Below are 12015 nucleotides of genomic sequence, written 5' to 3'. Positions count from 1 at the left end.
ACTCACTCCTCAGACATCCATGTACGGAGAAGTTTGGCGAACTCTTCAGGGTTGCTCTCTGCCAATTTCTCCAACTGTTTCTTCTTGACGGCCCCTTCGCCCCGTTCTTCGAGGTCGAGGTCCGGCACTTCGTCTTCATATGGGACTTCCCACTCGTTCGACTCGGCGACTGGTTCGCGGTTGCGCTTGCGCATCGCGAAGAACAAGAGCGCGAGCAAGACGACGGCACCGGCTGCGGCGGCATACATCCACCATTGGGTCGGTTGTTCGACCACGGCCGCTTCTTCCGTTTCTGCGAACGGACGTGAGACGACAACGACTTTCTGTTCAAGTTCCGCCTCAGTGAGTGCCTCTCCGGTCTTGGCGAGTGACGTCCGGATAATCGAGTACATCATCGTCTCGAGGTCACCCTCGAGTTGAGGGTCGATTGTCGTCGCCCCGTTCGGTGGTTCGACGATCAATTGGACGCCGAGGTCACGAATCGAGTACGGTGCGTTCTGAATCTGTTTCGTGATTCGGTTGACTTCATAATTGATGATTTCATGATTCTTTTCGCTCTCTTCTTCCCCGGTGCCCGTGGCGGCCGGGAAATTGACCGTATCGTTCTCGGCCGTCCCGGCAGCAGTTGCTGCGCCGGTTCCGCCTGTATACGCTTCAGCAATCCGCTCGGCCGAAGTGACGATGCCTTCCATGCTGTCCTCATTGACAGGTGTCACGAGGTTTTGCTCTTCAGCCGCTTGCGTCGTGTCGATATCGGCCGTGACCGAGACGAGCACGCTTCGTTCGCCGAGCAACACCGACAACATTTGTTGAATCTGTTGACGGACATCTTTTTCGACTTGGCGTTTCAAGACGAGCGGGTCGGTCGATGATCCACCGGCCGTCGTCGTCTGGTCTAAATCGTAATACGTGAAATATTGGTCCATGACCGATATGTTTTCAGGTTTCAAGTTCGGTACGCTCTTACTGATTAAATGATAGAGCCCTTTCACCGTCGCCGGCTCGAGATTCGTACCAGCTCCTAAATTTAAGACGATGGAGGCCGTCGGTTCACCTTGATCTTCGGCCAAGAAGACCGATTTTTCTGGAATCGAGATGATGACTTTCGCCTGGTTGATCCCTTCGATTTGCGTGATCAACCGTTCGAGCTCGGTCTGCATCGCGCTCCGCTCGATGACGGCCATCTCACGGTCCGTCGTTCCGAAGCCAGCGTTCTCGCTAAAGAAGCTATAATCGATCGCACCCGACTTCGGGATGCCTGCTGCCGCCAGACTGACTTTCAGTTGGTCGACTTGCTCACTCGGTACGTATACACTGACACCGTTCGAAGTCGCTTTAATCTCAGCCTTTACTCCGTCGGCCGTCAACTGTTCCGTCACCTCGCCCGCTTCTTGAGCGGACAGGTTCGTATAGAGCGGGGCCATGTTCGGGCGCGACAGCCAGACGGTCAAGAGCACCGCGACAAGAATCACGCCGACGATGACGAGACCCCAAATGATTTTTCGGTTCGTTTTCATCGTTTGAAGCGAACCGGTCAGTGAACCGAATCGTTCTTTTAACTTTTCATTCATCGCTACTCGTCATCCTCTACTTTAAACTTGCATTCGCATCATTTCTTGATAGGCCTCGACCGCTTTGTTCCGCACCTCTATGGCGAGCTGCATCGCAATCGATGACTCTTCGCTTTGAATCATGACTTGATGTAAATCGGCTTTGCCGACGGCGAGATCGGCTCGGGCCGAGCTCGTCGCTTGTTGGACGTCATTTAATGAGCGCATCGCCTCGTTCAAATACGTTCCGAACTGGGATGGCGTCTCTTTCACAGCCGGCGCGACTGTGGGTTGTGTGCCAATCAATTGAATGGGGTTAATCTGCATCCTCGATCACTCCTTATCCTTTACCAATTTCCATCGCTTTGACGAGCATCGCCTTCGTGGCGTTCATCGCGGCGATGTTCGCCTCGTACGACCGTGTCGCTCCCATCAAATCGACCATTTCTTTCAACAAGTCGACGTTTGGCATCTGGACATAGCCCCGGTCATCCGAATCAGGATGGCTCGGGTCATAGACGAGCTTGTACGGGCTCTCATCTTCCACAATCTGTGAGACTTCGACCCCGCCGCTGACAGCGGACAGCTGTTGGCGAAACGGTGCTTCCTGCATCACGGTCATCTTTCGCGTGTACGGTTGCCACTCCCCGTCGACTAACTTGCCGCGTGTCGTCTGGGCGTTCGCGATGTTCGCGGACACCGTGTCCATCCGTAACCGCTGCGACGTCAGTGCCGTCGCCGAGATATGAAAACTATCAAACATGCCCATCGTCAACGTCCTCCTCTAATGACGGTTTTGAGTCCGCCGAGCCGGCGGTTCAACTGTTCCATCATCGCTTCGTATTGAAGCTGGTTCCGTGCCAACTCGCTCATCTCGTAATCGAGATCAACGTTATTGCCGTCACTTCGCATCGCGCCTCCGGCCCGGTCCGTGATCGTCGTCGCCGAGCGCTCACTCGGACGACCGCCTGCCAGCTTGAGACGCATCTCGTTGTTCAGCGTCTGTTCAAACACGGCCTGCTTCGCCCGGAAGTTCGGGGTATCGATATTCGATAGGTTATGGCTGATGACTTTTTGATTTACGACCGAATGATTGATTGCTTGCTTCATTAATTGATAGTCGCTACCGATCCAGTTCATGCGTTTCACTCGCTTTCACTAAAAGAATGCATGTATATACCTTATTTGGAAAATCCACTATTTCATTGAAACAAATCTGTAACAGTGTTGAAAGATATTTTTATTAAAACAGGTAAATGCTGTCTTCTGTTTTTGTCGAATTTACGACGAATTCTGAAAATAATTACTTTTGCACTAAAAAAAGTCGCTCCCATTACGTCGGGAGCGACTTTGTAAGTCTAAAGTCCTAATTCGATAGACTTTCTAGTATTCGTCAGTTGAATCTAGTTTATTTCAATTCGATTTCAACTTTTGTAATTCGAACAAGAAGTTGTCATTCAGTATCTTAATATACGTTCCTTTCATACCGAGAGAACGTGACTCGATGACACCCGCACTTTCCAATTTACGGAGTGCGTTAACGATGACCGAACGAGTGATTCCCACACGGTCGGCAATTTTGGAAGCAACTAGTAAACCTTCGTTGCCACCAAGCTCTTCGAAGATGTGCTCGATCGCTTCAAGCTCAGAATACGAGAGCGAGTTGATCGCCATTTGGACGACCGCTTTTTTACGGGCTGACGCCTCCGCTTCGGCCGCTTTCTCACGAAGAATCTCCATCCCTACGACGGTCGCGCTATATTCGGCCAAGACGAGGTCATCTTCCGTGAACTCGTTGTTGAGCCGACCGAGCACGAGTGTACCGAGACGCTCGCCGCCACCGATGATTGGAACAATCGTCGTCATCGAGTCGAGGAACAACTCACGGTTCTCGACCGGGAACGCCGTATACTCACTGTCGATGCCGATATTTTCCGTCGTCTCTTTGACGTTGAACAAGTTTGAGGCGTATGGCTCCGGGAATTGACGGTCGACCAAGAACGCCTTCATGCGTTCGTTCTCGATTTGTTGTTTAATGGCAAAGCCGAGCAAACGGCCCCGACGACTGACGATGAACGTGTTTGCTTCGAGTACTTCGCGCATCTTATCCGCCATTTCTTTAAAGTCTACGTGCGCGCTTGCCTCTTGTTGAAGCATCGTGTTCAATTGGCGTGTTTTGTCTAGTAAGTTCATAATTCTTATTTTCCTCCCTGTATGTGCATACAGAATCTTATAGTATAAATTGGCTAAGGTCTCGATCTTCCGCAATCGAGCCGACTTTCTCTTTCACATAGGCCGGTGTGATTTGAACATGCGTTTGCGGCATGTCGGCCGCCTCGAACGACAAGTCCTCGAGGACGCGCTCCATAATCGTATACAGACGGCGGGCCCCGATGTCATCCGTCTCTCGGTTGACGTGCGTCGCGATGCGCGCAATCTCTTCGATGGCTGGATGCGTGAACTCGACGCTGATCTCCTCCGACTCGAGGAGTGCCGTGTACTGCTTGATGAGCGCCTGGGACGGCTCCGTCAAAATCTTGACGAAGTCCTCTTCGGTCAGGCTGCTCAGTTCAACGCGAATCGGGAAACGTCCTTGTAGCTCAGGAATCAAGTCGGACGGCTTCGCCATATGGAATGCTCCGGCGGCGATAAAGAGCACGTGGTCCGTCTTGACCGGTCCATACTTCGTGACGACGGTCGATCCTTCGACGATTGGCAAGATGTCACGTTGGACGCCCTCTCGTGAGACGCCGGCATGATCTTGCGACTTCGTCGCAATCTTGTCGATCTCATCGACGAAGATGATACCCATCTGCTCACTACGGCGCACGGCCTCGTCATGAACTTCGTTCATATCGAGCAAACTCTCCGCTTCCTCGGCGACGATGAGCGGACGTGCTTCGCGGACCGGCAACTTGCGTTTCTTCCGTTTCTTCGGCACGATTTGACCGAGCATGTCCTGCAAGTTCGATAAACCTTCCATGCCTTGTCCTTGGAACAAGTCGACGGTCTGCTTTTCTTCGAGATTGACCTCGATTAATCGTTCTTCGAGTTCACCGAGCTCGAGCAAGCGACGCAACTGTGCGCGGTCGGACGACTGCGTGTTCGCCGGCTCCTCGGTCTTTTGGGCTTGGCCGCCGAACAACGCCTCGAACGGGTTCGATGCGGTCGGTTCGACTTTGGCCTTGCCTTGCAAAGCGTCAAGGATGCGTTCTGTCGCAGCGACTTCCGCTTGCTCTTTCACGCCTTCTTTCTTCTCTTCCTTCACGAGACGGACCGACGCCTCGACAAGGTCACGGACCATCGATTCGACATCGCGGCCGACGTAGCCGACTTCAGTGAATTTGGTAGCCTCGACTTTGACGAACGGCGCGCCGACGAGTTTGGCCAAGCGGCGTGCGATTTCCGTCTTCCCGACACCGGTCGGGCCGATCATCAAGATGTTCTTCGGTGTCACTTCATCACGCAGGTCGGCACTCAATTTTTGGCGACGATAACGGTTGCGGAGTGCGATCGCGACGGCGCGCTTGGCATCCTTTTGTCCGATGACGAAGCGGTCTAGTTCCGCTACGATTTGGCGTGGTGTCAGTTCACGTTTCATTCAGAATCGCCTCCGATCGTTTCTACGATGACTTGGTCGTTTGTATAGACGCACAACTCTCCGGCAATCTCGAGAGCGGCGCGGGCTATGTCTTCCGCTGATTTCTCAGGCGAATGGCGTACGAGGGCGCGCCCGGCAGCGAGCGCATAGTTCCCGCCCGAACCGATCGCTAAAATGCCATCATCCGGTTCGATCACTTCGCCGTTCCCAGACACGAGCAGTAGGTGCTCACGGTCCATGACGATCAAGAGCGCTTCGAGTTGACGGAGCATCTTATCCCCGCGCCACTCTTTGGCCAGCTCGACGGCCGCACGCGGCAAGTTCCCGTTGTACATCTCTAGCTTCGATTCAAACTTCTCGAAGAGCGTGAATGCGTCGGCCACGCTTCCGGCGAACCCGGCGACGACTTTACCGCCGTAGAGACGTCGTACTTTTTTGGCCTTGTTTTTCATGATGACGGCGTTTCCGAACGTGACTTGTCCATCCCCGCTCATGGCACCATGCCCGTTGTGGCGGACTGCGAAAATCGTGGTTGCGTGAAACATCTGATGACCTCCTACTTTCTCGGATGTGTGGCTTGATAGACCGCTCGCAAGCGCTCCGTCGAGACGTGAGTGTAACGACCCGTCGTCGAGAGTGACTCGTGACCGAGCAACTCTTGGACGGCACGGAGGTCAGCCCCGCGCTCGAGCAGGTCCGTCGCAAAACTATGACGGAGCGAGTGAGGCGTCAACGGCTTATGCAGGCCGCCTTGCTTCCTCAGACGCTTCATGACGTAGCGAATTTGGTCTGTTGTCACTCGATTCCCTTTTTGACTGAGGAATAATGCCGTTTCTTGGGGGGAAGCGCATGTTTGGCGCACGTCGAGGTAACGATCGAGCGCCGCGATGGCGAACTGTCCGATTGGGATGTAGCGTTCTTTCTTCCCTTTCCCGACGACATGCACGAAGGCGAGGTCGGCATCGTAGGACGACACGTCCATCCCGCACAACTCGGCGACGCGCATGCCCGTCCCGTACAACATCTCGACGATGGCGACGTCACGGGCCCGCAGGAACGGATCATCTTGTCCGTCCGCGGTCGCGATGAGCTGTTCGACTTCGCTAGGCACGGCGAACGTCGGCAGCGTCTTGCGCCGTTTCGGAGACGTTAGTCCGTGGAACAGAGGCTCGACACCCGTCTCACGTGCCACAAATTTCCCGAATTGCTTGAGGCACGATACTTTTTGGGCGACCGTCGTCGTGGCGCTGTCGGTCTCATAAAGGGCATATAAATAACGCCGCGCCGACTGCACATCATACGGATCTTGATGTGTCGATTGGCAATAAGCGGCGTACTGGTCGAGCGTCTGCTCGTAAGAGCGTTTCGTGTGAGGAGACAGCCGGCGTTCGACTTGGCAATAGCGCAAAAATGACTGTTGATCGTCACCGAATCCCATTCTCTCGCCCCCTCGTTTTCAACTTAAAAACGCATGTTCTCGTCAAATCGAAATTAGCATAGCATACCCCGTCAGAGGTGACAATAGATAGCCCCTCAATAATCTGAAAATTTTCAAAGTGTTGTACAAATTACACAATTGAAATTTAAATTCACAAAAAAGGAGCCAAAAAATGGCTCCTTTCCCTTAAATCTCTTTATATTGCTGAATCGTTTCAAGGGCACGGTTCGCGTAACGTTCGTACCGTTCTTGTTTCTTCATCTTCTGCGGTGCATCCTCGAGCGACGGCACGAGACCGAAGTTTGCGTTCATCGGTTGGAAGTGCTTGCCGTCCGTCGTCGTGATATAGTGCGCCATCGAACCGAGCATCGTCTCGCGTGGCAAGACGACGAGGTCTTCACCGGCAATCAGTTTCGCTGCGTTAATCCCAGCGAGAAGTCCTGACGCCGCCGATTCGACGTACCCTTCCACACCGGTCATCTGCCCGGCGAAGAACAACGTGTCGCGTGTCCGCGCCTGATACGTCGGTTTTAACAGGCTCGGTGAGTTGATGAACGTGTTCCGGTGCATGACACCGTAGCGCACGATTTCCGCGTTCTCGAGACCCGGGATGAGTTGAAGGATTCGTTTCTGTTCCCCCCATTTGAGGTGGGTTTGAAAACCGACCAAGTTGAACAGCGTGCCGGCCGAGTTATCTTGCCGTAACTGCACGACCGCGTGCGGACGTTTGCCCGTCTTCGGGTCTTCGAGGCCGACGGGTTTCATCGGTCCGAACAAGAGCGTCTTCTTGCCGCGTTGGGCGAGAACTTCAAATGGCATGCAGCCTTCGAAGTAAATCTCTTTCTCGAACTCTTTGAGCGGGACGACCTCTGCTTTGACGAGCTCGTCGTAGAACAAGTCGAACTCTTCTTCCGTCATCGGACAGTTGAGGTACGCCGCCTCACCTTTGTCGTAACGTGATTTCAAGTAGACCTTGTCCCGGTCGATCGTCTCGCCGTCCAAAATCGGCGCCGCGGCGTCGTAGAAGTAAAGGTAATCTTCACCTGTGAACGCTTTGAGCGAAGCCGAGAGGTCCGGTGACGTGAGCGGACCGGTCGCCATGATGACGATCCCGTCCGGAATCGCCGTGATCTCTTCGTTGTGCACGGTCACGTTCGGATGGTTCTTCAACGTGTCCGTCACGAATCCGGCGAAGTCATGACGGTCGACGGCGAGAGCGCCGCCGGCCGGTACACTTGCCGTGTCGGCCGCTTTCAAGATGAGCGAGTCGAGCGTGCGCATCTCTTCTTTCAAGACGCCGACCGCGTTTTGTAGCCCGTTCGCTCGAAGCGAGTTCGAGCAGACCAGTTCAGCGAATTGGTCCGTATGGTGTGCCGGAGTTTTTCGGACCGGTCTCATTTCATACAAATCGACTTGAATTCCGCGTTTCGCGAGTTGCCAAGCCGCCTCGGAGCCGGCGAGGCCCGCTCCAATCACAGTTACACGTTGCTGCAAAGTTAATCCTCCTCTAACTGATGTACCTCGGCATGGGTACAGTTCGTACATTGATATTTCACACCGTCTTTAATTTTTTTCTCGACCATCATCTTACCACATTCCGGACACGGTTTCGCGACCGGCTTGTCCCATGAGACGAACTCACAGTCTGGATAGTTCGAGCAACCGTAGAACAAACGACCCTTCTTACTGCGTCGTTCGACGACTTGTCCGTCTTTGCAGCTCGGACACGGGACGCCGATTTCGACTTGTACCGGTTTCGTGTTCGTACAGTTCGGGAAGTTCGAGCATGCCATGAATTTCCCGTAACGGCCCATCTTGATGACCATCGGCGAACCGCACACTTCGCAGTCGATACCGGCCGGTTCATCTTTCACTTCGATTTTCTCAATCTCTGACTCGGCTCGTTTCAGACGTTTCTCGAAACTGCGATAGATTGGAGCGACGACTTCCGTCCATTCGACTTCCTCGTTCTCAATCGAGTCGAGGAGCGTCTCCATGTCGGCCGTGAACTGGACGGTGATAAAGTCGTTGAAGTACTCATCGATCATCTCGATGACGAGTTCGCCAAGTTCTGTCGGGACGAACTTCTTCTCTTCAAGGACGACATATCCGCGTTTTTGAATCGTATCGAGCGTCGGTGCATACGTCGACGGACGACCGATTCCGAGTTCTTCCATCGCCCGAACGAGACGCGCCTCACTGTAACGTGGCGGCGGCTGTGTGAAGTGCTGCTTCGGTTCGATTGTCTCGAACTTGACGAGGTCATCCACTTCGAGCGGTGGGAGCAACCCTTCTTTCTCCGGGTTCGTGTCTTCGATATCTTCATCTTTCGATTCGATATACACTTTCATGAATCCAGGGAATTTGACGGTCGACCCGTTGGCACGGAAAATCATGCCGTTCGACTCGACGTCGATTTTCACCGTGTCGAGGATGGCCGGCGCCATTTGGCTCGCGACGAGGCGCTCCCAAATCAACTTGTACAAGCGGAGCTGGTCACGCGACAAGTACGCTTTCACCGAGGCCGGGTCGCGTAACGCCGAAGTCGGACGAATCGCTTCGTGGGCGTCCTGGGCGTTCGCGGCTTTCTTCTCTTTTTGCTTCTGCAACGCGACGTACTCTTCTCCGAATGTGGATTCGATATACTCTTTCGCTTCCGCTTTCGCCAAATCTGAGATACGCGTCGAGTCGGTACGCATATACGTGATCAAACCGACGGTGCCTTCTTTCTTCCCGAGGTCGATCCCTTCGTATAGCTGTTGCGCGAGCATCATCGTCTTCTTGGCACGGAAGTTCAATTTACGAGCCGCATCTTGCTGGAGCGAGCTCGTCGTGAACGGGAGCGACGCGTTGCGCTTCCGCTCTTTCTTCGTGACGTCGATGACTTTGAATGAGTCGTCAATCGCTTTGAGCACCGCGTCGGCATCTGCCTCGCTCTTGAGCTCCATTTTTTTCCCGTCTTTACCATAAAACGAAGTCTCGAACGATTCGCCTTCATGGTTGAGGGTGAGTTTGATGGTCCAATACTCTTCTGGGTCGAAGGCATTGATCTCCCGCTCCCGGTCGATAATCATTTTAACGGCCACGGATTGAACGCGTCCGGCCGATAATCCTTTTTTGACTTTCTTCCATAGTAATGGGCTCATCCCGTATCCGACGAGACGGTCCAAAATTCGACGCGCCTGCTGGGCGTCGACGAGGTCATGGTTGATTTTACGCGGGTGTTTGAACGACTCTTTAATCGCATCTTTCGTGATCTCGTTAAAGACGACGCGACATTCCGTCGTTTCGTCGACACCGAGGGCACGTGCTAAATGCCAAGCAATCGCTTCCCCTTCGCGATCCGGGTCAGCCGCGAGAAAGATTTTCGTCGCTTTTTTGGCTGCCGTCTTCAATTCTTTCAAAACTGGGCCTTTGCCACGGATCGTGATGTACTTCGGTTCGAAGTCATGTTCCACGTCGACACCGAGTTGACTCTTCGGTAAATCGATGACGTGACCCATAGATGCCTTGACCGTGTAATTCGATCCTAAATAACGTTTAATTGTTTTCGCTTTCGCGGGTGATTCGACGATCACCAAGTATTTTGCCATACATCTGCTCCCCTTTTAGAGGTCATTTAAATCCCTACCATAATATTCATGTTGTCGATGGTTTGTCAACGTCCAATCCTTGAACATGTTAGAATTTGATCGGCAGTCGTCAATGGAATCGCCCCGTCTTCAATCAATTGATTCGGACCAGCCGCGAGCGGATCGAGCGGGCTTCCAGGCACCGCGAATACCGTCTTTCCTTGCTCGAGGGCATGTCCGACCGTGTTCATCGTCCCGCTCTTTTGACGAGCCTGGATGACGACGAGACGATCGGCAAGTCCGCTGACGAGACGATTTCGTTCTAAAAATTGAAATTTTTTGACAGGTGTTTCCGGTGTGTATTCCGTGAGGAGTAACCCGTGTCGCGAAATCCGCTCGAACAAGGGCGAATGGACCTGTGGATACAAGTGCGAAAAGCCCGCTCCGAGGATGGCGATGGTCGGCCGGTCATGATCGAGCGACAGCTCATGGACGAGACCGTCGATGCCGAGCGCCCCACCCGAGACGGAGACAGTTTCTTCTATTAAAGGACGGAAATGTTCGACGAGTCGTCGGCTGATACGATTCAATTCACGGCTTCCGACCAATGCGGTCGTTTGTTGATGTAGTACCTCTAAATCACCTCGATAAAACAAACAATATGGCGGATTCGGGATATGGAGCAGCGCGGACGGGAACAATTCATCCTCCCACGTCAAAAAACGGTCGTACGTGACCGTGGAACGAAGCGCCCGTTCTGCTTTGCTTCGGACGCTCGGATGGAACTGCTGCATGTTCATATGCGCGTGCGACAAGTAATGATGGACGAACTCGACCGGCAACCGTTCGGCTGCGAATCGAGCGATTGTTTGATTCATCACAATCACCTCTAAAAAAATGAGGGATGCCGCGCATCCCTCATTCCGAATGGTTTACGTTGTCGGTTGACCCGTCACGCAAGCTTCATACAAACCTTGTTGTTTCAACACCCGGATGAGCGTCTCTCCGATGACGGCAGGCGTCTCGGCGACTTCAATCCCGTTGGCGTTCAACGTCTTAATTTTCTCAGCAGCTGTACCTTTTCCGCCTGAGATGATGGCGCCGGCATGGCCCATCCGCTTGCCTTCAGGGGCTGTTTGTCCACCGATGAAACCGATGACCGGTTTCGTCATGTTCGCTTTCACCCATTCAGCAGCTTCTTCTTCAGCCGTTCCACCGATTTCACCGATCATGATGACCGCTTTCGTATCCTCGTCTTCATTGAACGCTTGGAGCGTGTCGATGAAGTTCGTTCCGTTGACCGGGTCTCCACCGATCCCGACAGCTGTCGATTGTCCGATTCCGGCAGTCGTCAACTGATGGACCGCTTCGTATGTGAGCGTCCCTGAGCGCGAGACGATGCCGACGTGGCCTTTCGTGTGGATATAGCCTGGCATGATGCCAAGTTTCGCTTCCCCTGGCGTGATGATCCCCGGGCAGTTCGGTCCGATGAGACGGGCTGGTTTGTCCTCGAGGTAACGCTTCACTTGAATCATGTCGATGACCGGGATACCTTCTGTGATACAGATGATCAACTCGATGCCGCTATCGGCCGCTTCCATAATCGAATCGGCTGCGAACGCAGGTGGCACGTAGATGATTGACGCGTTCGCGCCAGTCGCTTCGACTGCTTCGGATACGGTGTTGAAGACCGGTACGCCGTCAAGGACGGTCGTGCCACCTTTACCAGGTGTCACCCCTCCGACCAATTTCGTGTTATATGCCAGCATCTGTTCGCCGTGGAACAGACCTTGTTTCCCCGTGATCCCTTGAATGATCACTTTTGTATCTTGATTCGCCCAAATACTCATGTCG

The 12015-nt window shown here is 53.5% G+C and carries 12 protein-coding genes; all 12 read right to left on the bottom strand.

Annotated elements, in window-relative coordinates:
- Window positions 1–2: 2 nt before the first annotated feature.
- Complete coding sequence (fliF, locus tag M467_RS26015; RefSeq protein ID WP_021067118.1) at window positions 3–1571, bottom strand: flagellar basal-body MS-ring/collar protein FliF; 1569 nt, start codon at window positions 1569–1571, stop codon at window positions 3–5.
- Window positions 1572–1592: 21 nt separating this feature from the next.
- A complete protein-coding gene (gene fliE, locus M467_RS26010; protein ID WP_021067117.1) occupies window positions 1593–1877 on the bottom strand; it encodes a flagellar hook-basal body complex protein FliE in 285 nt (94 codons plus the stop codon).
- 13 nt (window positions 1878–1890) lie between these two features.
- Complete coding sequence (gene flgC, locus M467_RS26005; RefSeq protein ID WP_021067116.1) at window positions 1891–2319, bottom strand: flagellar basal body rod protein FlgC; 429 nt, start codon at window positions 2317–2319, stop codon at window positions 1891–1893.
- A 2-nt stretch (window positions 2320–2321) separates the two neighbouring features.
- A complete protein-coding gene (gene flgB, locus M467_RS26000; RefSeq protein WP_021067115.1) occupies window positions 2322–2690 on the bottom strand; it encodes a flagellar basal body rod protein FlgB in 369 nt (122 codons plus the stop codon).
- 273 nt (window positions 2691–2963) lie between these two features.
- Window positions 2964–3743 (bottom strand): GTP-sensing pleiotropic transcriptional regulator CodY, encoded by a 780-nt coding sequence (gene codY / locus M467_RS25995; protein ID WP_016508279.1) that lies wholly within the window; start codon window positions 3741–3743, stop codon window positions 2964–2966.
- A gap of 37 nt (window positions 3744–3780) precedes the next feature.
- A complete protein-coding gene (hslU, locus tag M467_RS25990; protein WP_021067114.1) occupies window positions 3781–5151 on the bottom strand; it encodes an ATP-dependent protease ATPase subunit HslU in 1371 nt (456 codons plus the stop codon).
- A complete protein-coding gene (gene hslV, locus M467_RS25985; RefSeq protein ID WP_021067113.1) occupies window positions 5148–5696 on the bottom strand; it encodes an ATP-dependent protease subunit HslV in 549 nt (182 codons plus the stop codon). Before hslV ends, hslU begins: the two co-directional genes overlap by 4 nt.
- A gap of 11 nt (window positions 5697–5707) precedes the next feature.
- Complete coding sequence (locus tag M467_RS25980; RefSeq protein ID WP_021067112.1) at window positions 5708–6589, bottom strand: tyrosine-type recombinase/integrase; 882 nt, start codon at window positions 6587–6589, stop codon at window positions 5708–5710.
- A 186-nt stretch (window positions 6590–6775) separates the two neighbouring features.
- Window positions 6776–8134: an FADH(2)-oxidizing methylenetetrahydrofolate--tRNA-(uracil(54)-C(5))-methyltransferase TrmFO gene (gene trmFO, locus M467_RS25975; protein ID WP_051627734.1), complete on the bottom strand. Its 1359-nt coding sequence runs from the start codon at window positions 8132–8134 to the stop codon at window positions 6776–6778.
- Window positions 8086–10182, bottom strand: coding sequence for a type I DNA topoisomerase (gene topA / locus M467_RS25970; RefSeq protein WP_021067110.1), 2097 nt, complete (start codon window positions 10180–10182; stop codon window positions 8086–8088). The genes trmFO and topA overlap by 49 nt, the downstream gene beginning before the upstream one ends.
- 65 nt (window positions 10183–10247) lie before the next feature.
- Window positions 10248–11039 carry a DNA-processing protein DprA gene (dprA, locus tag M467_RS25965; RefSeq protein ID WP_021067109.1) on the bottom strand — a complete coding sequence of 264 codons (792 nt, stop codon included), beginning with the start codon at window positions 11037–11039 and terminating at the stop codon, window positions 10248–10250.
- A 54-nt stretch (window positions 11040–11093) separates the two neighbouring features.
- Window positions 11094–12011, bottom strand: a complete 918-nt coding sequence (sucD, locus tag M467_RS25960; protein ID WP_021067108.1) for a succinate--CoA ligase subunit alpha — start codon at window positions 12009–12011, stop codon at window positions 11094–11096.
- Window positions 12012–12015: the final 4 nt, after the last annotated feature.

Origin of the sequence: Exiguobacterium chiriqhucha RW-2, from assembly GCF_000416965.1 — a bacterium.
GTDB classification, from domain to species: domain Bacteria; phylum Bacillota; class Bacilli; order Exiguobacteriales; family Exiguobacteriaceae; genus Exiguobacterium; species Exiguobacterium chiriqhucha.
The sequence above is the reverse complement of the archived record's forward strand: the minus strand, read 5'-3'. Positions and strand labels throughout refer to the sequence as shown.